This window comes from Streptomyces sp. NPDC006879 (assembly GCF_042869595.1).
Classification (GTDB): domain Bacteria; phylum Actinomycetota; class Actinomycetes; order Streptomycetales; family Streptomycetaceae; genus Streptomyces.
This window is the reverse complement of the sequence record NZ_JBIAGC010000024.1, coordinates 1-21,876: the sequence shown is the minus strand read 5'-3', so window position 1 is coordinate 21,876 and position 21,876 is coordinate 1. Positions and strand designations below refer to the sequence as shown.

The 21,876-nt window shown below is 69.6% G+C and carries 22 protein-coding genes and 1 pseudogene; 16 read left to right on the top strand and 7 right to left on the bottom strand.

Features of this window, described 5'->3' with window-relative positions:
* Nucleotides 1–88 precede the first annotated feature (88 nt).
* Both ACFYMC_RS18760 and aceE read left to right on the top strand, forming a co-directional pair.
* Nucleotides 89–733 (top strand): GntR family transcriptional regulator, encoded by a 645-nt coding sequence (locus tag ACFYMC_RS18760; RefSeq protein ID WP_388526353.1) that lies wholly within the window; start codon nt 89–91, stop codon nt 731–733.
* Nucleotides 734–937: 204 nt separating this feature from the next.
* Nucleotides 938–3,631, top strand: coding sequence for a pyruvate dehydrogenase (acetyl-transferring), homodimeric type (aceE, locus tag ACFYMC_RS18755; protein WP_388526192.1), 2,694 nt, complete (start codon nt 938–940; stop codon nt 3,629–3,631).
* A gap of 84 nt (nt 3,632–3,715) precedes the next feature.
* Here aceE and ACFYMC_RS18750 read toward each other — a convergent pair whose 3' ends face one another.
* The gene (locus ACFYMC_RS18750; RefSeq protein WP_388526189.1) at nt 3,716–4,633 is read right to left on the bottom strand and encodes an SDR family oxidoreductase; all 918 of its coding nucleotides are present in this window, start codon (nt 4,631–4,633) and stop codon (nt 3,716–3,718) included.
* 151 nt (nt 4,634–4,784) lie between these two features.
* Between ACFYMC_RS18750 and ACFYMC_RS18745 the strand changes: the two genes are divergently transcribed.
* Nucleotides 4,785–5,306 (top strand): DUF4240 domain-containing protein, encoded by a 522-nt coding sequence (locus ACFYMC_RS18745; RefSeq protein WP_388526350.1) that lies wholly within the window; start codon nt 4,785–4,787, stop codon nt 5,304–5,306.
* Between the two features lie 69 nt (nt 5,307–5,375).
* Here the strand turns inward: ACFYMC_RS18745 and ACFYMC_RS18740 are convergent, their stop codons facing one another.
* Entirely contained in the window at nt 5,376–6,146 is a 771-nt protein-coding gene (locus ACFYMC_RS18740; RefSeq protein ID WP_388526186.1) for an SDR family NAD(P)-dependent oxidoreductase, read from the bottom strand.
* A 132-nt stretch (nt 6,147–6,278) separates the two neighbouring features.
* Between ACFYMC_RS18740 and ACFYMC_RS18735 the strand changes: the two genes are divergently transcribed.
* Entirely contained in the window at nt 6,279–6,923 is a 645-nt protein-coding gene (locus ACFYMC_RS18735) for a TetR family transcriptional regulator (protein ID WP_388526183.1), read from the top strand.
* Here the strand turns inward: ACFYMC_RS18735 and ACFYMC_RS18730 are convergent.
* Complete coding sequence (locus ACFYMC_RS18730; RefSeq protein WP_388526180.1) at nt 6,846–7,454, bottom strand: VOC family protein; 609 nt, start codon at nt 7,452–7,454, stop codon at nt 6,846–6,848. The genes ACFYMC_RS18735 and ACFYMC_RS18730 overlap by 78 nt on opposite strands.
* Before the next feature lie 144 nt (nt 7,455–7,598).
* Complete coding sequence (locus tag ACFYMC_RS18725; RefSeq protein WP_388526177.1) at nt 7,599–8,738, bottom strand: PP2C family protein-serine/threonine phosphatase; 1,140 nt, start codon at nt 8,736–8,738, stop codon at nt 7,599–7,601.
* A 111-nt stretch (nt 8,739–8,849) separates the two neighbouring features.
* Between ACFYMC_RS18725 and ACFYMC_RS18720 the strand changes: the two genes are divergently transcribed.
* The 3 genes from ACFYMC_RS18720 to ACFYMC_RS18710 all read left to right on the top strand — a co-directional run bounded on the left by ACFYMC_RS18720 (nt 8,850) and on the right by ACFYMC_RS18710 (nt 12,011).
* The gene (locus ACFYMC_RS18720; protein WP_388526175.1) at nt 8,850–9,578 is read left to right on the top strand and encodes a VIT family protein; all 729 of its coding nucleotides are present in this window, start codon (nt 8,850–8,852) and stop codon (nt 9,576–9,578) included.
* Between the two features lie 31 nt (nt 9,579–9,609).
* Nucleotides 9,610–10,500 carry a TIGR01777 family oxidoreductase gene (locus ACFYMC_RS18715; protein WP_388526172.1) on the top strand — a complete coding sequence of 297 codons (891 nt, stop codon included), beginning with the start codon at nt 9,610–9,612 and terminating at the stop codon, nt 10,498–10,500.
* A gap of 209 nt (nt 10,501–10,709) precedes the next feature.
* Entirely contained in the window at nt 10,710–12,011 is a 1,302-nt protein-coding gene (locus ACFYMC_RS18710) for an NAD(P)/FAD-dependent oxidoreductase (RefSeq protein WP_388526169.1), read from the top strand.
* A gap of 41 nt (nt 12,012–12,052) precedes the next feature.
* Here the strand turns inward: ACFYMC_RS18710 and ACFYMC_RS18705 are convergent, their stop codons facing one another.
* The gene (locus tag ACFYMC_RS18705; RefSeq protein ID WP_388526166.1) at nt 12,053–13,495 is read right to left on the bottom strand and encodes a regulator; all 1,443 of its coding nucleotides are present in this window, start codon (nt 13,493–13,495) and stop codon (nt 12,053–12,055) included.
* A gap of 236 nt (nt 13,496–13,731) precedes the next feature.
* On the opposite strand from ACFYMC_RS18705, the gene ACFYMC_RS18700 reads away from it, so the two are divergent.
* From ACFYMC_RS18700 to ACFYMC_RS18680, 5 genes are all read left to right on the top strand, one after another.
* Nucleotides 13,732–13,998, top strand: a complete 267-nt coding sequence (locus ACFYMC_RS18700) for a hypothetical protein (protein ID WP_388526163.1) — start codon at nt 13,732–13,734, stop codon at nt 13,996–13,998.
* Nucleotides 13,999–14,169: 171 nt separating this feature from the next.
* A complete protein-coding gene (gene lipB / locus ACFYMC_RS18695; RefSeq protein WP_388526161.1) occupies nt 14,170–14,970 on the top strand; it encodes a lipoyl(octanoyl) transferase LipB in 801 nt (266 codons plus the stop codon).
* A 119-nt stretch (nt 14,971–15,089) separates the two neighbouring features.
* A complete protein-coding gene (lipA, locus tag ACFYMC_RS18690) occupies nt 15,090–16,055 on the top strand; it encodes a lipoyl synthase (RefSeq protein ID WP_388526158.1) in 966 nt (321 codons plus the stop codon).
* A gap of 379 nt (nt 16,056–16,434) precedes the next feature.
* Nucleotides 16,435–16,635, top strand: coding sequence for a hypothetical protein (locus ACFYMC_RS18685; RefSeq protein WP_388526155.1), 201 nt, complete (start codon nt 16,435–16,437; stop codon nt 16,633–16,635).
* Nucleotides 16,636–16,654: 19 nt separating this feature from the next.
* On the top strand, nt 16,655–17,353 hold the full coding sequence (locus ACFYMC_RS18680) for a DUF4191 domain-containing protein (RefSeq protein WP_388526152.1): 699 nt from the start codon (nt 16,655–16,657) through the stop codon (nt 17,351–17,353).
* A 172-nt stretch (nt 17,354–17,525) separates the two neighbouring features.
* On the opposite strand, the gene ACFYMC_RS18675 is transcribed toward ACFYMC_RS18680, so the two are convergent.
* A complete protein-coding gene (locus ACFYMC_RS18675; RefSeq protein ID WP_388526150.1) occupies nt 17,526–17,993 on the bottom strand; it encodes an RDD family protein in 468 nt (155 codons plus the stop codon).
* Between the two features lie 186 nt (nt 17,994–18,179).
* Here ACFYMC_RS18675 and glnA point away from each other — a divergent pair, with 186 nt between their 5' ends.
* The 3 genes from glnA to ACFYMC_RS18660 all read left to right on the top strand — a co-directional run bounded on the left by glnA (nt 18,180) and on the right by ACFYMC_RS18660 (nt 21,266).
* On the top strand, nt 18,180–19,589 hold the full coding sequence (glnA, locus tag ACFYMC_RS18670; protein ID WP_388526148.1) for a type I glutamate--ammonia ligase: 1,410 nt from the start codon (nt 18,180–18,182) through the stop codon (nt 19,587–19,589).
* A 232-nt stretch (nt 19,590–19,821) separates the two neighbouring features.
* The gene (locus ACFYMC_RS18665; protein WP_388526145.1) at nt 19,822–20,742 is read left to right on the top strand and encodes a restriction endonuclease; all 921 of its coding nucleotides are present in this window, start codon (nt 19,822–19,824) and stop codon (nt 20,740–20,742) included.
* Between the two features lie 275 nt (nt 20,743–21,017).
* A complete protein-coding gene (locus ACFYMC_RS18660; protein ID WP_388526143.1) occupies nt 21,018–21,266 on the top strand; it encodes a hypothetical protein in 249 nt (82 codons plus the stop codon).
* Nucleotides 21,267–21,436: 170 nt separating this feature from the next.
* Here ACFYMC_RS18660 and ACFYMC_RS18655 read toward each other — a convergent pair.
* Nucleotides 21,437–21,526, bottom strand: a pseudogene (locus ACFYMC_RS18655) (IS5/IS1182 family transposase); the annotation flags it as partial.
* 129 nt (nt 21,527–21,655) lie between these two features.
* Here ACFYMC_RS18655 and ACFYMC_RS18650 point away from each other — a divergent pair.
* Nucleotides 21,656–21,876 (top strand): hypothetical protein (locus ACFYMC_RS18650; protein WP_388526141.1); only part of this gene is annotated, 221 nt, incomplete at its 3' end.

Here is a 21,876-nt window from a genome sequence, read left to right as displayed (position 1 = left end):
GGGGGCGCCGCCGTATTGTCTAAGGGTTGTCAGCTCCACTCGATGAACCACCGGCCAGGCGTGACCCACAGGAGATGAATCGCCGATGATCACCCCACCCGTCGTGCATTCGCTGCGCGAGCAGATCCGCGAGCACATCGTGGAGGGGATCGTCAGCGGGCGTTGGAAGCCGGGCGAGCGGATCGTCGAGCGCCGGATCGCCGTGGAGCTTGAGGTCAGCCAGACCCCGGTGCGCGAGGCGCTGCGCGAGCTGGAGACCCTGCGGCTGATCGAGTCCGCCCCGAACAAGGGGGTGCGGGTGCGCAATCTCTCGGCGGCCGACCTGGAGGAGATCTACCCGGTGCGGGCCGGCCTGGAGCAGATCGCGGCCGAGTTGGCGGCGCCGGTCCTGGCGGCCGACCCGTCCCGGCTGGATGCCCTGTTTGAACCGCACGTGGCCGCGTTGCGGGAGGCTGACCGCGCCTCGGACGGCACCGCGCAGGTGCGGCACACAGTGGCCTTCCACCGGGAATTGGTGCGGGCGGCAGGCAACAGCGTGCTGCTGCATACCTGGGAGAGCCTCGGCATCGAGGTGTTCACCGCTTTGTCGATCCGATGGCTGGGGACGGTGCAGAAGCAGTACGCGCAGGAGCACGAGGCTTTGGTCGAGGCGTTCCGGCGGCGGGATCCGGATATCGCCCTGATGGTGAAGCAGCATGTCCTCGGCTGCGCCCCGGCGCCCGACTTGCCCTGATTTACCCTGGCACTCCGTGCCCGATCGCGCGGCACGGAATGCCAATTTCGATGGATAGGGCATTTTTTCGAGGGTTTTCTTTGATCGATCATCGATCAGACGCTTACAGTTTCCGACGGGCCACAACCAGGCCCGCACGCCCTGTCCTGCCCGTCAGGGATTCTTCTTCACCCCCCTCCCAAGTCCGGAAGGCGGCGCACACCGATGTCCGACCCCGTAGCAAAGCTTCCGAGCGAGCTCGACCAGCTCCCGGACCGTGACACCGAGGAGACCGCCGAATGGGCGGCCTCCCTCGATGCCGTCACCCAGGCCGCCGGCCCGCATCGCGCCCAGTACCTGATGCGCCGTACGCTCCAACACGCGGAGGCGGCCGGCCTGGCCCTGCCCAAGCTGCTGGAGACGGACTACGTCAACACCATCCCCACCGCCGCGGAACCGGAGTTCCCCGGTGACCTGGAGTTGGAATCGAAGATCACCGCCTGGAACCGCTGGAACGCGGCGGCCATGGTGACCCGCGGCTCCCGCTTCGGCGTCGGCGGCCACATCGCCACCTTCGCCTCCGCAGCCTGGCTCTACGAGACCGGATTCCAGCACTTCTTCCGCGGCAAGGAGGGGGACGGCTCGGGCGACCAGCTCTACATCCAGGGCCACGCCTCCCCCGGCATCTACGCCCGCGCCTTCCTCGACGGCCGGATCAGCGAGCAGCAGCTCGACCACTTCCGGCAGGAGTCGGGGGGCAACGGCCTGCCGTCCTACCCGCACCCGCGCCGCCTGCCCTGGCTGTGGGAGTTCCCCACCGTGTCCATGGGCCTGGGCCCGCTGTCCGCGATCTACCAGGCGCGGTTCAACCGCTACCTCAACGGCCGCGGCATCAAGGACACCTCCGCCTCGCACGTGTGGGCCTTCCTCGGCGACGGCGAGATGGACGAGCCCGAGTCGACCGCCGCCCTCGCTCTGGCCGCCCGTGAGCAGCTCGACAACCTCACTTTCGTGGTGAACTGCAACCTGCAGCGCCTCGACGGTCCGGTCCGCGCCAACTTCAAGATCGTGCAGGAGCTGGAGGCCCAGTTCCGTGGCGCCGGCTGGAACGTGATCAAGTCCCTGTGGGGGTCGGCCTGGGACGAGCTGTTCCCACTCGACACCACCGGCGCGTTGGTCCGGCGACTGCGTGAGGTTCCCGACGCCCAGTTCCAGACCTACGCGACGCGCGACGTGGCGTACATCCGCCAGCACTTCTTCGGCGCCAGCGCCGAGCTGGTGCAGCTGGCCGGTGTCCTGTCGGACGCGAAGATCTCCGAGTGCTTCCACACCTCGCGCGGTGGCCACGAGGCCCGCAAGGTCTACGCGGCCTATCAGGCTGCCCTCTCGCACAAGGGCGCGCCGACCGTGATCCTGGCGCAGACCGTCAAGGGCTACACCCTGGGTGCTGGGTTCGAGTCCAAGAACGCCAACCACCAGATGAAGAAGCTGACCACGGACGAGTTCAAGGGCATGCGGGACCTGCTCGGACTGCCGATCCCGGACAGCGCCTTCGCCGACGGCCTCGTGCCCTACGGCCACCCCGGCGCGGACTCCCCCGAGGTCCGCTACCTCCAGGAGCGGCGCGCCGCCCTCGGCGGCCCGGCGCCGGCCCGCAGGGTGCACCAGGTGGCGCTGCCGGCTCCGGCGGACCGCTCCTTCGCTCCCCTGCTGAAGGGCAGCGGCAAGCAGGAGATGGCCACCACCATGGCCTTCGTCCGCCTGGTGAAGGATCTGATGCGGGACAAGGAGACCGGCAAGCGCTGGGTTCCGATCGTCCCTGACGAGGCTCGCACCTTCGGCATGGAGTCGCTCTTCCCCTCGGCCGGAATCTACTCCCCGCTGGGCCAGACGTACGAGCCGGTCGACCGCGACCAGCTGATGTACTACAAGGAAGCCAAGGACGGCCAGATCCTCAACGAGGGGATCACCGAAGCCGGTGCCATGGCGGACTTCATCGCCGCGGCCACGTCGTACGCGACGCACGGCGAGACGATGATCCCCTTCTACATCTTCTACTCGATGTTCGGCTGGCAGCGGACCGGCGACCAGATGTGGCAGCTGGCCGACCAGCTCGGCAAGGGCTTCATCGTGGGCGCCACCGCTGGCCGCACCACCCTGACCGGGGAGGGCCTGCAGCACGCGGACGGCCACTCGCACCTGATCGCGTCCACCAACCCGGCCTCGCTGAACTACGACCCCGCCTTCGCCTATGAGATCGCGGTGATCGTCAAGGAGGGTCTGCGCCGGATGTACGGCGAGAGCGCCCCGGGCGAGGACTCGGACGTCTTCTACTACCTGACGGTCTACAACGAGCCGAAGGTGCAACCGGCGATGCCCGAGGGCGTCGAAGAGGGCATCATCAAGGGCTTGTACCGCTTCAACCAGGCAACCGACCTGGAGGTTGCTCCGGCCGCCGAAGCTCCGAAGGCCCAACTCGTGGCGTCCGGCACGGCCATCCACTGGGCGCTGGAGGCACAGCGTCTGTTGGCCGCCGACTGGGGTGTGGCAGCTGACGTGTGGTCCGCCACCTCCTGGGGCGAGCTCCGCCGGGAGGCGTTGGAGTGTGACGAGGCCCTGTTGCGCGGTGAGGAGCGGGTCCCGTACGTGACCCGCGTACTGGAAGGCGCCCCCGGCCCGGTTCTGGCCGTGTCCGACTGGATGCGTCAGGTCCCCGACCAGATCAGCCAGTGGGTACCGCAGGACTACAGCTCGCTCGGCACTGACGGTTTCGGCCTGTCGGACACCCGTCAGGGCGCCCGCCGCCACTTCGGGGTCGATGCCGAGTCGATCGCCGTTGCGACCCTGGCGCAGCTCGCGCGCCGCGGTGAAGTACCGGCCTCGGCCGTGAAGGAGGCGCGGGAGCGCTACGGCCTGTAGGCAGGCCGAGGGTCATATTGGGCGGGCGGCACCCCAACCGGGGCGCCGCCCGCCCGTGGCACTGCCCGCGGCGGGGCGCCCGCTTCAGCGGTAGTCCTCGGCGCTGCGGGCGGCGCCCCCGTGCACGACCTCCTCGATGTAGGCCCACGCGTCCGGACGGCTGCCGTCCACATCGGTGAAGCCGTACGTCCGCGCGAGCTGGGCACTGGACAGTGAGCGCCCGTTCCACCGGGCCACCCGGGAGTCGGCGGCCAGCGCGGCGATCCCCCGCCCCAGATAGGTGGGGGACTCCGAGACCGCGAACCCCGGAACGCGGTCGACGGCCTCGCGCCAGTTCTCCTCCGTGACCGCGAGCGCGGCGAGCATCTGTTCCGAGCGGAGCCAGCCGGGAGTGACCGCGACGGCGGTGCAGCCGGTGCCCTCCAAGTCATGGGCGAGGTTGTGGGCCATGCGGATCGGAGCGTTCTTGGCGAGGTCGTAGTAGAAGTTCTCGCGGAAGCGGCGGTTGGTCTCGGCGGTACCGTCGGTGACCTCGACGATGAGTCCGCCGGGGTGACGGACCAGCAGCGGCAGGGCGTGGTGGCTGGTGATGATGTGGCTGCGCACTCCGAGGTCGAGCATCCGCAAGCCCTGCTCCAGGCCGGTCTCCCACATCCGCTTGCCGAACACCACCAGGTGCTCGCCGCCCCAGAGGTCGTTGACCAGAAGGTCGAGCCGCCCGTGATCGGCATCGATACGGGCGATGACGGCGCCCACCTGGGCGGGGTCGAGGTGGTCGGCGGGGAGAGGCACGCCTTCTCCGCCTGCTGCGGTGACCAGTTCCGCTGTCTGCTCGATGGTTTCGGTCTTCCGTCCCACCTCGCTGGCCCGCTCCCGGGTGGTGCGGCCGGTGACGTACACGGTGGCCCCGGCTGAGCCGAGCTGCACGGCGATCGCGCGGCCGGCGCCCCTGGTGGCCCCCGCCACCAGAGCGATCCTCCCGTTCAACGGTTTCGGAGTCATGTCGGTCGTTCCCTCCGTGCATGCGGCTGGTTCACCGCGGATTGCGGTGACCCTCGCACGCGGACTGCCGCTCGCACCGACTTTCGGCCATCCGCTCGTGCTGGTTTCCGCGGTGGCGTAGGCCCGGTCCAGCGCCGATGCTTGACGCGTGATGGACGAAACGGAGTTCTGGGAGATCGTCGACGGCACCCGAGAGGCCGCTGCGGGCGACCCCGAGGAGCAGGCCGACCTGCTGGTGGAGCGGCTGCTGGGACTCGATCCGGACTCCGTGCTGGATTTCGCCCGGCACTTCGAGGCCCGCTACAACCGCGCGTACACCTGGGAGCTGTGGGGCGCGGCCTGGGTACTGCTCGACGGGGCCAGTGACGACGCCTTCGATTACTTCCGGTGCTGGCTGATCGGCCAGGGCCGGGAGGTCTTCGAGGGCGGGGTCCACGAACCAGACAACCTGGCCGATCTGCTGGGGGAGTTCGACGAGGAGGTCGACGGTGACGGCGAGGAACTCGGATACGCCGCCGACGAGGCCTACGAGCAGTTGACCGGCACGGTGGCACCGGACCTGGGCATCGCGGTGCAACCGGCGGAGCCGGGGGGAGCCCCGCTGGACTTCGAAGACGAAGCCGTGCTGGCGGTACGCTTCCCCCGGCTGTGGGAACGCTTCCGGGACGCCTGAGGCCTGTCCCGCACCCAGCGGGCTTCGAGCAGCGCCCCGCCGCGTGCGGCCCCGGCGAGGCGTGCGACCTCAGTAGTGGGTGCCGCCGTCGATGCGGATCTCGGTGCCGGTGATGAACGCACCGTCCTGCGAACCCAGCATGGCGACGACTCCGGCCACGGTCTCGGGGCCGGCGAAGCCCTGGCCGATCGCCGGGGCGAGCTTGGCGAACAGGCTCCAGTCGGTGTCCTCCGGCAGCCCCGGCCCCTTGCCGCTGGTCATATCGCTGGCGATGGAGCCGGGCGCCACGCAGACGGCTCGCAGGCCCTGCTTGCTGTACTCGGCGGCGATGGCATGGGTCATCGACTGGATGCCGCCCTTGCTGGCGGCGTAGGCGGACATGTAGGGGTGCGCGAAGCTCGCCGAGGTCGAGCTGAAGTTGACGATGACCGGGCCCGCCCCTTCGAGGAGGGCGGGCAATGCCTCACGGATCATCAGAAACGTGCCGGTGAGGTTCACCGATATGATCTTGTTCCAGAAGTCCAGGGTGGTCTTGTGCGTGTGCTCGGAGTCGAGGATCCCGGCGGCGTTGACCAGCACGTCCAACCCACCGAGACCTCCCAGGGCGGCTGCCATTCCGTCCCGCACCGCCACCTCGTCCGAGATGTCCAGTACGAGGGTGGTCAGCCGCTCGGCCATCCCCTCCTCGGCGGCCCGCGCGGCCGTCACCTTCAGCCCTTCCTCGTTCACATCGGCGCCCACGACACGGCCGCCCTCGGCGAGGATGCGGTGGACAGTGGCCTGGCCGATGCCGGAACCGGCGCCCGTGATCAGTACGCGGCGGCCTTCATAGCGGTTCATCTGGGGAGCTCCCGTGCGGGTAGGTGGGTGTGTCAGCCAGAGGAGGCTACGCCCACCTGGCACGTTTTGCCAGAGAGACATTTCAAGCCAGCTATCCGGCCGGCGTCGGATCCGGGGCGTACCCTCACCAGAGTGAGATCCCCACGCCCGTACTCCCTCCCGGACTCCGCCGGTCCCCTGACCCTGACCGAACGGCGCAAGGCGGCGACCCAACTGGAGATCGCCCGTGCCGCCGGAACCCTCTTCGCCGAGCGCGGCCCGGACGCCACCACCGCGGAGGACATCGCACAGCGCGCCGGCGTGGCCCTGCGCACCTTCTACCGCTACTTCCGCAGCAAGCAGGACGCGGTGGCACCGCTCCTCGCCGGAGGCGGCGAGACCTGGCGGGCCCTGCTCGCCAGGGAAGAGCCGGGCACACCGCTCTCCGCCGCCCTGGAGCGGGCCGTGCAGGACGCACTGTCGGAGCCGGTCGTGGACAGGGAGGAACTCCGATGGACCCGAGGGCTGTTGCTGGCGGCCCAGCAGGACCCGGCGCTACGAGCCGTCTGGTACCGGGTGAATCGGGAATCCGAGGAACACCTCGTCCCCGTCCTGACCCGGCTGGTCGGCAGCGACTACGAGCCGCTGGAGATCCGCCTGCTCGCCGCCGCGGCCACCGACTCGATCCGCGTCGCCTTGGAGGTGTGGGCCGCCACGCCCTCAGCCCCCGAACCGGCCCCGATCGCCCTGCGATGCCTGCGGGAGCTCACCTCCGGCATGCGGCTGCTCGGCAGCTGAAGCCTCCGGCGGCCGGTCCGACACCGGTGGGGTTCGATCCGGGACCAGGCGCTCGGGCGTACTCAGCCGCGCATGCTCGTACGTCCCGGTGATAGTGCCGGCAGCGTCATAGGTGACCCCACGGAAAGCCGTCGAGGCGGGCGCGGTCACGTAACGGAACCGCAGGAGGATCCCGTCCGGGTCGGCCACGTCGACCAGGACCCCGTCAGGGTCCGTCAGCGGCCCCTTGGGTCTGAGCCCCAGTCTCCGAAGCCGTCCGGCGATGTCCTCCACGCAGCCGCGCGAGTCAACGGCCAGCACCACCGGGCGACTCCCCCGCAAGTTCGCCGCCGAGGCACCCGGAGGAAGCGGCTGGAGGACGAGGGCGTACTCCGCGTCGGTGTCGAGGAGAACCACCCCCCACAGCTCCTCCGTCACCACGAACTCGCGGACCAGCCGTAGGTCGAGGACATCGCAGTACCAGCGGACGCTCCGATCCAGATCGCTCACCTGGAGGGACACAGCGGCGACCTTGGAGACTCCGATGCCCATGGCGAACTCCTCACGGCACGTCTCCGAAAGCTCCCTGCTCCCAGTGGAACGTCCGCGCCCGCCGCCCGCAACCGGCGCCAGCGACGGCCACCTTGCCCGGTGGCGATGCCAGCACCGGAAACGAGCCCGGACGGCCCTCGGCGGCTACGGAGCCACCGGGTCCGGGGAGAGCACCAGGAGGGCCACGTCGTCCTTCGGGCCGTCGCTGAAGTGGTCGAGGTCATGCCACAGGGCGAGGGCCAGGCCCCCGGGTGCCAAACCGTCGCCCTGCGCGCCGGCCAGACGAGCCGAGCGGGGACGGCCGGCCGCGGAGGTGGCGAGCAGCGGGAGCCGCTCCAACAGCGGGTAGAAGACGCCGGCCGCGTCCCGGGACTCGGTCACGCCGTCGGTGTAGGCCAAGATGCGATCGCCCGCCCGCAGCGGCACCTCGATGACCGGCGGCGGCTTCAGGGAGACCATCCCCAGGCCCAGCGGGGGCGCCGGATCCACCCCGACCTCGACCGCCGTCGCCTCGCGCAGCAGCAGGGCGGGAGGATGCCCACAGGAGGCGATGCGCACCACACCGGCCCCGGGCGGGAACTCCAGCAGCACCGCGGTCGCGAAGAGCTCCGGGTGCTCGACCCCCTCGGAGTCCTCGATCAGCCTGCGGTCCAGCCGGGTGGCCAGAGCACCGAGCCCCGCATCATCGAGCACTCCTTCCCGAAATGCCCCAAGCAGGGCTGCCACCGTCCCGACGGCGGCCAGCCCGTGCCCCTGCACGTCAGCGACCAGGGCCCGAACACCGTACGGCCCGGCCTTGACGTCGTACAGGTCCCCGCCGACCAGGGTGCCGCGCTGGGCGGCGCGGTAGAGGCCCGAGCAACGCACCGGGCCCACCCGGTCCGGGAGCGGCGCGAGCACGGCCATCTGGGCGGCCTCCGCGATCGTCCGCACGCTCACCAGTTGGGCGTCCCGGCGCCGCCGCACCCAGGCGATGACCACGCTCAGCAGCCCCACCGTGGCCACCGTGAACAGGTCGGTGCCCTGCGCGTTGCCCACCCCGATCGCCGGGAGGAGGAGCACGAGCACCAGGAGCGCCAGCAGCGCGGTGCCGGCCGCCCCGTAGGAGAAGGCCGCGACCGGAGGGATCGCGGCGAGGAAGAAGCCGAGCTCGACGTAGCTCGGCGTCAGTGCCTGAGCCAGGGACAGCACGACGACCGCGGCCGGTGGCGCGATCCGCGCCCAGCGCGGCGGGGGCGCGCCGCGCATCCAGCCGGGTTCGTCGCGCTCCTTTCGCGGCCTCACGCCTCAACCCTGGTACGAGGGGCCGTCCACCGCACGCCGAGTGGTCCTCGCGGGCGGTCACCCAGCAGGCGTCCGGTGGCCTGGTGCCTCTGGGGGCCGGACAGTGGTGGAGTGAGTGACGCCCCCCGGCCGCCGGCGCCGGACACACCGACCGTTCCTCCCTCACACCTGGGCACCCGGCTGAACTGGCTGCGGGCCGCCGTGCTGGGCGCCAACGACGGGATCACCTCCACCGCCGGGCTGGTCGTCGGTGTCGCCGGCGCCACCACTTCGCGCCTTGCGATCCTTTCGGCCGGGATCGCGGGGTTGCTGGCCGGTTCGCTGTCGATGGCCGCGGGCGAGTACGTGTCGGTGAGCTCCCAACGGGATTCCGAGCGGGCCGCACTGGCCAAGGAACAGCGCGAGCTGGCCGACGACCCGGAGGCAGAGCTGATCGAGCTGACCGGGTTGCTCTCGGACCGTGGCCTGAGCGCAGCGGTCGCACGGGAGGCGGCGGAGCAGCTGACCCAGCGGGACGCGCTACGGGCACACGCCCGGGTGGAGCTGGGGATCGAGCCGGACGCGCTCGCCAACCCCTGGCACGCGGCGCTGGCGAGCTTCGCTTCCTTCACCGTGGGCGCGATCCTTCCGCTTCTGGCGATCGTGCTGCCGCAGGCTTCCCTGCGGGTGCCGGTCACCTTCGTCTCCGTGTTGTGCGCGCTGGCGGTATGCGGATGGCTCAGTGCCCGGCTCGGGGCCGCTCCGCCGTTGCGGGCGGTGCTGCGCAACGCCACCGGCGGCGCACTCGCCATGGGCGTCACGTACGCGGCAGGTTCCCTCTTGGGGGCGGTAGCCGCGTGAGCGGTGGGCGCAGTTGGGTCAGGATGGGGAAATGCGAATCGCTGTTACCGGCTCGACCGGACTCATCGGCACGGCTCTGGTGCAATCGGTGCGGCAGGAGGGTCATTCGGTGCTGCGGCTGGTGCGGCAGCTTCCCGAGGGGGCGGACGAGGTTCGCTGGGATCCGATGGGCGGCGAGGTGGACCGTGCGGGGCTGGAGGGCCTGGACGCCGTGGTGCACCTCGCGGGCGCCGGGGTCGGAGACCACCGCTGGACCGAGGCGTACAAGCAGCGGATTCGTGACAGTCGGGTACGGGGCACGGCGACCCTCGCACGAGCGCTGTCCTCGCTCCGGACGCCGCCGCGGGTACTCGTGAGCGGATCGGCGATCGGCTACTACGGGGACACCGGTGACCAGCCGGTGGACGAGGACTCGCCACCAGGTGCCGGTTTCCTGCCCTCGGTGTGCGTGGAGTGGGAGGCCGCTGCTGCTCCCGCACAGGAGGCGGGAATCCGTACCGTCTTCGCCCGTACGGGTCTGGTGGTGGCGCGGGAGGGCGGCGCCTGGGGACGGTTGTTCCCCCTCTTCCGTGCGGGGTTGGGTGGCCGACTGGGCGACGGCAGGCAGTACTGGAGCTTCATCTCCCTGTACGACGAATTGGCCGCGCTGCGGCATCTGATCAATACCGAGGAGCTGAGCGGGCCGGTGAACCTGACGGCCCCCCAGCCGTTGACGAATCGCGAGGTCACGGCGGCCATGGCCAGGGTGCTGCGGCGTCCGGCAGTGTTCACGGTGCCCGCGCCGGCGATGCGTTTGGCGCTGGGGGAGTTCGCCGAGGACGTGTTGGGAAGTCAGCGGGTGCTGCCCAAACGACTGTTGGCCTCGGGCTTCGGCTTCACCCACGCCGGCATCGACGACGCACTGCGGGCCGCACTGCGCTGAGGGGCTCGCCGTGGTGGGCCAGGTCCATCCGACTACCCAACAGCGACCGCAAGGTGACCGGTTATGAACGCGCACGGAACGCCGTGCGACCGCTGTGCGCCCAAACGCGACCGTCGCTGCGCTGCCAATTCGACTGGCACAGGGGTATTCCTGGGTCCGGCTGGGGAAAGACGATCCCACACAGCCGCGCCGACCTCGGGGAGGGGCACGTGCTCAGGAGCGCACATTTCACGGACGTCGTCATCGTGGGAGCGGGAGTCTCAGGACTCTCAGCGGCTCACCACCTCATCAACGCGGGCCTGTCCGTGGCCGTGGTGGAGGCCGCAGCCGGTCCGGGCGGGCGCATGTCCACCGAGCGGATCGACGGCTTCCGTCTCGACCGGATCGGCCAGTTGCTCAGCACCGCCTATCCGGAGCTCACCCGCTCCCCCGGACTGGGGGAGTTGGTATTGCGGCCCTTCGCACCAGGGGTCCTGCTACACGGAGAGGGACGCACCCAGCGGGCGGGCGCCAGCATCAACGGCAGCACGCGCAGCGCACTCACAGCAGCGCGCGCCCTGGCAAGCGCCCCCCGCGCGCGCGGGGGCGCACTGGACCAGGCACGACTGAGCGCGGCCCTCGGTCGGCTGGCGGCCATGCCCGCCGAGCGCCTCCTGAGCCGACCGGAGCGCACCGCGCTGGAAGCCCTGCGCACCCGTGGACTGTCCACCCGGGCCGTCAACGGCTTCTTGCGGCCCCTCCTTGCGACCCTGCTCGGCGAAGGGGCGCTCACGAGTTCCAGCCGAGTGGCCGACCTCGCGCTGCGCTCCTTCGCCCGGGGCCGGCTCGCCGTGCCCCAGGGTGGGGCGTCGGCCCTGCCCGAGCTCCTGGCCGACAGCCTGCCCACCGGGGTGCTGTGGACCGGGGTACGCGTGCGATCGGTCTCCACCCGGGCGGTGTCCACCGAGGAGCACGGGGAGTTCGGCTGCCGGTCGGTGCTCCTCGCCACCGGTGCCCGTGCCGCGGCCGACCTACTGCCCGGCCTGCGCGTGCCCGCCTTCCACCCGATCACGGTCCTGCACCACACCGCGCCGGTCTCGCCGCTGGCCGAGCCATCCCTGATCCTCGACGCCGACCTGCGCGGCCCCGTCCAGCACACCGCTGTCATGAGCGAGGTCGACCCCTCGCGAGCCCCGCACGGCCGGGTGCTGGTCTCCTCCACCGTTCTCGGCCCCCCGCCGGAGGAACGGAGCGTGCGGTCCCACCTGGCAGCCATGTACGGCACCTCGGTGGCCGACTGGGAGCTGCTCGCGGTCCACCACACCCCGGAGGCCGTACCGGCGATGGCGCCGCCCCACGACCTGCGGCGGCCCGTACGAGTCCTGTCCGGCCTGTACGTCTGCGGTGACCACCGGGACACCGGAACAGTGCAGGGGGCGCTCCACTCGGCACGGCGCGCGTCCGCCGCGATCCTGCGCGACTTCGGCCTGCAACCGGGTCTGATGACGCCGGTACTTCCGGTCGCCGCCTGAACAACCCGCCCGGTGCCGGTCGAGTCGGACGGGTGGTGGCCCTACAGCAGCGCCGCCACCCGTTCTCGGTAGGCCCGTGCCGGGGCGGCGTCGCGGTAGGGCTCCAGCCGGCGCTCGAAGTCGCGCACGTACTCCACCGCCCTGGCGGAACGCATCTCCATGGCCTGCTGGGCCGCTTCGGCGCCCAGCGCGCACGCCTGGTCGAGTTCCCCCAGGCCCAGTCGGGCGCAGGCGAGCACCACCCGGCAGAAGAGCCTGCTCCGGGCGTACCCGGGAGCGCGTAGTTGCAGGGAACGTTCTGCGTGTTGCGCCGCCGGCCGGTACTGGTGCAGATCCCGGTAGCAGTGCGCGAGTTCGTCCGCGAGCTGCGCCTCGTCGAAGGACCGGGCCCAGTAGGGCACGTCCTCCCCTGGACGGGCGCTGCCGAGCGCTCGCTCGGCGCGCACCAGGGAGGCGGTGCAAGCCCGCACCTCGCCGAGCACCCCGTGCCCGCGCGCCTCCACCGAGTGCAGCAGCGACTGCACCACGGCGGGAGCGCCGACGCCGACGCCCTGCTGGGCGACACGGGCCAGTTGGACCGCCTCCCGACCGTGCCCCAGGTAGATCGCCTGCCTGCTCATGGTGATCAGCACGTACGACCCGTAGGAACGGTCCCCGGCCGCCTGGGCCAGTCGTAACGCCTGTACGAAGTACCGCTGGGCGAGCCCGTGGGCGGCGATGTCGTACGAGGTCCAGCCGGCCAGCCGGGTGAGATCAGCGGCGGCGGCGAACAACCTCCGCCCGGTGGACTCCCCGTACGTGCCGCGCAGCATGGGTTCCGCCTCGTGCTCCAGGTAGCGCACGAGGGCCTGGCGGGCGTGTCCACCGCCGTAGGCGTGGTCCAGTGCCCGGAACAGCTCACCCACCGAGCGCAGGGCGGCGATGTCCCCGCTTGTCACTCGCTGCCCCGGGCCGCGGTCGCCCTGACGTTGCCGGGGCACCGAGGTACGGCCCTGGAGGGGGACCCGCCCGGCGGGCGGGGACGCCTCCCCCCGCCCCACCCGCTCGTCGGGCCGGCCGATCAGCCAGTCGCGGCTGGGGACGACCAGTCCGGCGGGGGTGAAAGCGATCTTGCGGAGCTCCGCGTGGCTTCCGGAGTCCTTGCGCCACAGGCCGCTGGCGATGTCCACGGCCTCCTCCGGGGTGGCGGCGAACTCCAGTCCGGCGTAGACCGGAGCGCAGGCATCCAGACCGAGGTCCTGGGCCGACAGGCGGCGGCCTAACCGCCGGGTGAAGACCTCGGCGATCAGCGCGGGAGTGGTGCCCCGTGGCTGCTGGCCACGCAGCCATCGAGTTACGGACGTCTTGTCGTACCGCAGATCCAAACCGTGCTCCAGCCCGAGCTGATCCACGCGCCGGGCGAGCCCGGCGTTGGAGAAGCCGGCTTCCGCGATCAGCGCCGCGAGCTGGCGGTTGGGGACGCGCTGCGGAGGTCGTTCCGTCATCAGGTGTGCGGTCTCCTGCCTTCCGGGCCGGTGGACAGCCCTGTGAACGGCGTGAATGTAGCGGCCAACTCCCTCATTGCTGCCCCCTCTGCCCCACATTCATCCGATCGTGCGAAGAATGAGGTGGCTGCTTTACGACGAGGCCACTCCTTGCGCTAAGCAACTGCCGCCCCGATCACCACACCAACCCCTCCCGCCCCTTCAACCCGTCCCCACCCGTCTCGTACGCTGCCGATATGACCCCGAGGCAGCCGAAGCCGGCATCCCCGCAGGCATCGGACCCCGAGCCGACCGCGCCGCTGCCCGCCCCCGAACTGACCGAGTCCGAATGCCGGCGCTGCGGCACGCTCATCGCCGGGCTCGACGGCCGCTATGCCTGCGGAGTGTGCGGGTGGGTCAACGACCACACCGAGGGCCACCGTCGGCTGCCGCGGGCCGACGAGGACCCCGATCTGCCACGCCCGCGCCGCACCCACCGACGCCGCCGCGGTCCCGCCCACTAGCCCCCGCGCGGTGAGCTGAGGGGTGGGCCCTGCCCGATAGGCCTGGCGGCGGGGTCCGGCCGCCCCTCGGTCCGCGACGGCTGGACCCGCCCCGACACGGACCGGATCCGTCGCCGTACAGTGGCGGGGTGCGGTAGATGCACACTGAAGGTTCTCAAGGGAGGCACTACGGTGGCTGAGCTGCGGTTTGTCCGGATGGGGTTCGGTCCGGACGCGGTCGAGTACACGCAGGCGTGGGAGGAACAGCGCCGAGTGCACTCCGCCAGGTTCGCCGACGAGATCGAGGACACCTGCCTGCTGCTGGAGCACCCTCCGGTGTACACCGCCGGCCGGCGCACGGCCGAGAACGAACGACCGCTGGACGGCACTCCGGTCGTGGACGTGGATCGCGGCGGCAAGATCACCTGGCACGGGCCGGGCCAACTGGTCGGCTACCCGATCATGAAACTGCCGCGACCGGTCGACGTGGTCGCCCATGTCCGACGCCTTGAGGACGCTCTCATCCGCACGGCCACGGAATTCGGCTTGGAAACCACCCGGATCGAGGGCCGCAGCGGAGTCTGGGTGCTCGGCGACCCCGTCGACCAGCGCCCCGCGATCGGCGGGCTCTCCCTGGACTTCGACCCGCGCCTGCACGACGAGGAGTTCGACCCCCGGCTGAACGGCCCCGAGTACGCCCCCTCCAACGCGGGCCAGCGCCGAGAGGACCGGAAGCTGGCCGCCATCGGCATCCGGGTGGCCAAGGGCGTCACCATGCACGGATTCGCGATCAACGTGAATCCGGACAACACGTGGTTCGACCGGATCGTGCCCTGCGGAATCCGGGACGCCGGTGTGACCTCGCTCTCCGCCGAACTCGGACGGGAGATCACCATCACGCAGGTACTGCCGGTACTCGAACGCCATCTGCGGGAGGTGCTGGAGGGCGCGGATCTGCGCCCGCGCGAGGTCGAGGCGGCCACCGCCCTCTAGCGGGCCGCAGTGTCTCGGGAATGCGTCCTTACAGCCACAGGTTGGTCGGACGTAAGAGCGTACGAATAACGGGCGTACCCTGGTGGACGCCGAGGAATCAAAGTCGTAGGGAGCCGGACGTGTCCGCTGTCGCACCCGACGGACGCAAGATGCTGCGCCTGGAGGTCCGGAACAGCCAGACCCCCATCGAGCGCAAGCCCGAGTGGATCAAGACCCGGGCGAAGATGGGCCCCGAGTACACCAAGATGCAGAACCTCGTCAAGGGCGAGGGACTGCACACCGTGTGCCAGGAGGCCGGCTGTCCGAACATCTACGAATGCTGGGAGGACCGCGAGGCCACCTTCCTCATTGGCGGAGACCAGTGCACCCGGCGCTGCGATTTCTGCCAGATCGACACGGGCAAGCCGGAAGCGCTGGACCGGGACGAACCACGCCGTGTGGGCGAGTCCGTCGTCACCATGGACCTGAACTACGCCACCATCACGGGCGTGGCACGCGACGACCTCGCGGACGGCGGCGCCTGGCTGTACGCGGAGACCGTACGGCAGATCCACCAGCAGACCGCCGAGCGCGCCGACGGCCGCACCAAGGTGGAGCTCCTCGCCCCGGACTTCAACGCGGTTCCGGAACAGCTGGAGGAGGTCTTCGCCTCCCGCCCCGAGGTCTTCGCGCACAACGTGGAGACCGTGCCGCGCATCTTCCGCCGCATCCGCCCCGGCTTCCGGTACGAGCGCTCGCTGGATGTGATCACCCAGGCACGCGCCTACGGGCTGGTCACCAAGTCCAACCTGATCCTGGGCATGGGCGAGGAGCGCGAGGAAGTCAGCCAGGCGCTGCACGATCTGCACGCGGCGGGTTGCGAGCTCATCACCATCACGCAGTACCTGCGCCCCTCGCCGCGGCACCACCCCGTCGAGCGCTGGGTCAAGCCGGCGGAGTTCGTGGAGTTGAAGGAGGAGGCCGAGCAGATCGGCTTCTCCGGGGTGATGTCCGGCCCGTTGGTCCGCTCCTCGTACCGGGCGGGTCGGCTGTACCAGCAGGCGATCGAGAAGCGTGGCGAGATCATCGCGTCGCAAGCGGTCTGATTCGGTCACAAGTCCCGGCGTGTGAATTCGCGCACAAGAGATTACTGACCGGTAGATCGTCAGAAGAGGCACTCGACCGGCCCCGTGACACGGTCCGCCCCAGTCCCCGCAGGTCGGGAACGGGGCGGGCCGTGTCACGTTTGCGTCCAGCAAGTGTCAGGACTTCCACCCGTCGCGCGACATGGCTTCATCAGCGTTTGACCGCCGGGTCACGCCCTGGTAACACCAGTCAGTGACACTTGCTCCACACACCGCAACAGCTCAGCACTCTGGTGCGGCGCTCTGCGGACCATGTGAGGCGCAACGTTTCTGCAACGGAAGCAAGTCGCGATCACACCACCGCACCCTGCACCAGGCCGACCACGAGAGGACCGACATCATGCAGGCCGCGCCCGTTCGCGCCCACGCACTCCCCTCCTTCGGCGACGCCCTGCGCGCCGTCGAGTCCGTCCTGTTGCGCGGCGGCCAGAGCACCGCCCGTCGCAACGCCTGGACAGCCGTCCTCGAAGACCGCCGCCGGGCCAAGGACCGGGTCGAGACGGAGCACGCACTGAAGGCCGTGGCTACCCGCTCTTCGTAGGACACGTAAACTTCAGTACATGGCGAGGAAGGCAAACGCAGACACTGCTGCGAACCCCGGGCGACTGAAGCAGATCGCCCTGACGTACAAAATGACGCGACGGGCCGATTCCAAGATCGGTCTTGTGCTCGCGGGCGTGGGAATCGTCACCTTCGGTGTCTTCCTTGCGATCGGTTTCCTGATCGGCCATCCGGTGTACCTGGGCATCCTGGGCTTCCTGATGGCACTGCTCGCGGCGGCGATCACCTTCGGCCGGCGTGCCGAGCGGGCCGCGTTCGGACAGATGGAGGGCCAGCCCGGTGCGGCGGCGGCGGTACTGGAGAACGTGGGTCGCGGCTGGACCACCACTCCCGCCATCGCGATGAACCGCAACCAGGACGTCGTCCACCGCGCGGTCGGCAAGGCCGGCGTCGTCCTGGTGGCCGAGGGCAACCAGAACCGGCTCAAGACGCTGCTCGCGGCCGAGAAGAAGAGGATGGCGCGCATCATGCCGGACATCCCGGTGCACGACATCATCGTCGGCACCGGCGAGGGCGAAGTGCCGCTGAAGAAGGTGCGCACCACCCTCCTCAAGCTCCCGCGCACGCTGTCCGGCCCCCAGGTCACCACGGTCAACGACCGACTGCGCGCCATGGGGGACCTCATGAGCAATATGCCAATCCCCAAGGGGCCGATGCCCAAGGGCATGCGCATGCCGCGCGGCGGAAAGGCGCGCTGACCGCCCTACGCACTGTCACACCCTCCAGCTCCGGCCTGCACAAGGCCGGAGCTGGACTGTTTCGCACCGGCCCGCACAGCGCCGGGTGAGCCCACTCCTCCCGCGCCACACAGCGGGCAGGGCTCACAGCACCTCCGGCGTGCACAGGAAGCGGCGACGGCGTCAGCGAAATTCAGAGCCGGACCTGCACCGCACGGCTGAGGCGGTCGTGCAGCCCACGGCCGTCCCGGTCCCAGACCAGCGCCGGCACCAGCAGACACAACAGCACCGTGCGCAGGAGCACCCGGGGCAGGCTCAGCCGCCCTCCGTCCTCAGCGGCCACGCGCAGGCCGAGCAGCCGCTTACCAGGGGTGAAACCCACGGTGCCGACGGTCAACAGCGACAGGACGAAGAAGACCGCCATGGCGATGTTGGTGGCCGCCCGCTGCTCACCGGCCGAGAACAGGCCGTAGGCGATCAGCATGCAGAGGAACCAGTCGAGTACGAGGGCAGCCATCCGGCGGCCGAACCGGGCGATCGAGCCCGGACCCTCCTGCGGCAGCCCGAGGCGCTCGCCCCGGTAACCGAAGTCCACACCCATGTCCTCGGCGGCCGAGCGAGGTCCCGAGAGCCACGATCCGATTGCTTGCCTGTTGTCCACCCGACCACGGTACCCGCGTCCGTTTGGTCCCCTCTGACGGGTCCCCGGTTAACTTGTGCGAAACAAATGGGTCATGCTTGAGAAATCCCGCCTGCCTATGGTCAGGGCAGCGTGCGCCACCGCACTGGCCGCACCACGAGCTACGCAACCCGCCTCCGCCCCGGGGTCGGGAGTAGGAGGAGTTGGATGTTCCAGAACGCCGACGATGCGAAGAAGTACATCGCGGACAACGACATCAAGTTCGTAGATGTCCGTTTCTGTGACCTGCCCGGTGTGATGCAGCACTTCAGCATCCCGGCGGCGGCGTTCGACCCGAACGAGGAGTTGGCCTTCGACGGCTCCTCGATCCGCGGCTTCCAGGCGATCCACGAGTCGGACATGGCCCTGCGCGCCGACCTGTCCACCGCCCGGCTGGACCCGTTCCGTCGTGACAAGACGCTGAACGTCAACTTCTTCATCCACGACCCGATCACGGGTGAGGCCTACAGCCGCGACCCGCGCAACATCGCGAAGAAGGCTGAGGCCTACCTCGCCTCCACCGGGATCGCCGACACCGCGTACTTCGGCCCCGAGGCCGAGTTCTACGTGTTCGACAGCGTGCGCTTCGCGACCTCCGCGAACGAGGGCTTCTACCACATCGACTCCGAAGCCGCTGCTTGGAACACGGGCAAGGAAGAGGACAACCGGGGCTACAAGGTCCGCTACAAGGGCGGCTACTTCCCGGTCGCCCCGGTGGACCACTTCGCCGACCTGCGCGCAGAGATCTCCCTGGAACTCGACGCCCAGGGCCTGCAGGTCGAGCGCCAGCACCACGAGGTCGGCACCGGTGGCCAGGCCGAGATCAACTACAAGTTCAACACGCTGCTCGCCGCGGCCGACGACCTGATGCTCTTCAAGTACATCGTGAAGAACGTCGCCTGGCGCAACGGCAAGACCGCGACCTTCATGCCGAAGCCGATCTTCGGCGACAACGGCTCGGGCATGCACGTGCACCAGTCGCTGTGGCAAGGCGGCTCGCCGCTCTTCTACGACGAGCAGGGCTACGCCGGCCTCTCGGACACCGCCCGCTACTACATCGGCGGCATCCTCAAGCACGCGCCTTCGCTGCTGGCCTTCACCAACCCGACGGTGAACTCCTACCACCGCCTGGTCCCCGGCTTCGAGGCCCCGGTCAACCTGGTCTACTCGCAGCGCAACCGCTCGGCCGCCATGCGCATCCCGATCACGGGCTCCAACCCGAAGGCCAAGCGCGTCGAGTTCCGTGCGCCGGACCCGTCCTCGAACCCGTACCTGGCCTTCTCGGCGCTGCTGCTCGCCGGCCTCGACGGCGTCAAGAACAAGATCGAGCCCGCCGAGCCGATCGACAAGGACCTCTACGAGCTCGCTCCCGAGGAGCACGCGGGTGTCCCGCAGGTCCCGACCAACCTGGAGTCCGTGCTCCAGGCCCTGGAGGCGGACAACGAGTACCTTCAGGCGGGCGGGGTCTTTACCTCCGACCTGATCGAGACCTGGATCGACTACAAGCGTCAGCACGAGATCGCCCCGATCCAGCTGCGTCCGCACCCGCACGAGTTCGAGCTGTACTTCGACATCTAAGGTCACCACGGGTCAGAGCGGGTCACGCTCCGACCTGGTCAGCCTTTGGGTCGCCGGCCGCCCTCTCCGGACATGGAGAGGGCGGCCGGCGGCCTTTTTTCATGTGCAGTCGAGCGGTACTCTTGACGAAAGCTCGCTGATGGCATTTATGCGGCCACGTCAGCGCTTCGATGTAGAGTATGTTTTTAGGTGCGAGAAGCGACCTAAAAGTGGAGGGTAGGGGTACGGCTTGATGGCTACGGGCACGTCGGTCGACTGGGACATCGCCGTCGGCGATGTCCTCAAGCGCGTCGAACTCCACGAGAAGTACGGGGGGCGCCGCCAGGGGGGCATCGGCCCCTCGCGGGTGTCGAACAACGTCTTTTGCTTCACGGACCCCGCGAAGGGCCACAAGCACGGGTACTTCGACGGTTGGGGTGAGGACGGTTGCTACCACTACGCCGGTGAGGGCCAGCTCGGCGACCAGAAGATGACTCAGGGCAACCTGGCAATCTTGAACCACGCACGGGAAGGCCGCGCCCTCCGTCTCTTCAGGGGCGCCGGTTCCGGCATGTGTCAGTACGTCGGGGAGTTCACCCTGCCCGCCGACCGGCCTTGGTACCGCACGGAAGCCCCGGAGACCAATGGCGGCCCGATCCGCAGTGTCATCATGTTCCGCTTCCAGCCCGTAACTGCGGCCCGGCCCGCGGGTTCCCAGCTGCCCCACACCCCGCAGGACCAGCCCAAGGTGGAGACGCTGGAGGTGGAAGCCCAGTACACCGAGCGGATGTTGGTCGAGCCTTCCCGCGAACCCTACGAGGCCGAGCGGGCGGAAGCGAAGCTCGTACTCGGGTACGCCGACCACCTGCGCCTGCTGGGCCACGAAACGACACGCCACCGGATCGCGCCGGCCGGCGTGGCCAAGGTGCTCCTGACCGACCTCTACGACGTCACCGCCAACCGGCTGTACGAGGCCAAAGGGTCGGTCGCCCGGAGTGCCATCCGCATGGCCATCGGCCAACTCCTGGACTACTCCCGCTTCCTACCTGAGCCGGAACTCGGCCTGCTGGTCCCGTCCCGTCCCGAGGACGACCTAGTGGATCTGTGCGCTCAGCTGCAGATCACCATCGTTTGGCCGGAAGGAGACGGATACGCGTCCACCAACGCGGCCTAAGCGCTCTCCTCTCCTCCCCGACGGATCAGCCCTCGACGTCCGACGCAGTGCATCGCGAGGCGGAGGGTCGCCCTCACGCCCCACGCATTCGGGCGGTCGGGCCGCGCAGTGGGGCGTCGCAGCCGGCGCCCCACACCCGCCGGAGACGAGGGGAGCGCCCTTGAGCCGCAGGGCACATCCGGTGCCCGAACACTGAACAGGCCACCCGCGGCGCCTGGTAACGAAGCGGGTGGCCCGTGCCCACAGTCCTTCGAAGAGACAGGAGCAATTCCAGTATGTCCGAAAACACAGAAGGGCGTGCAGCCCTGTTCGCGCGGGCCGCGATGTTCGGCAGCGCCCTCTCGGCCGGCGTCGTCCTCGTTCTCTACGGCAAGACGACGCCCATGGAAGCATCGGCCTACGTCTCCCCGTTCCTGCTGTTCCTCCAGAAGGCGAACCTCACGCCGGCTGCGCAGGGCGCAACCCGCAAGAGGACCCCGCGGGAGCCCACGGCAGTCGCCAGCAGCAAGGCGGTATCCGAGTAGGGGCGAAGCGAGGGGTCGTCCTATTCGCTGGGTGGCCCCTCGGCGCTCGTGGGGTAGGCCGGATTGCACTCCATGCGTCGCTGACCCACGAACGGCTCTTCGCCTCGGCCGGATAACCGAAACTTTGAGGCCCCGAAGGGGACGGCCCCCGAGGGAAGTGACTACGTCCCTCCCGGGTGCACCACGTCGACACCTTCGCGCCGCAACATCGTGATCAGCTTGCCGAACGCACACAGGCCCAGCCCGGTAAATGAGGCTATCCAGGACGGATCCGAGGTGGGTCACACCTGCCACATCAAGATCATCACCTTACTGCCCCAGCGCCCTGGCTCCTGGTGCTACACCTTGATCTTCACCAGTCAGCCGCCATTGGGCGTGAGGCTTAGCTCTTGGAGGCTCAGTTCTCAGCAGGCTTGGCGGCCGACGGCGAGGGGGTGCTCGTCGCGGCTCTCCGGGGTAAAGGCGTCACGGCGGGCGAGGGTCACCGGCAGAGGCTACTGAACTTGAATTCGTGTTGTCGGTCAGCCGTCCATGATCAGGTCTGTGCCGGCGAGGCAGCCGTCGATCAGGTGTGGGCGGTACTGGATCTGCTTGAGCTTGCGTTTGACGG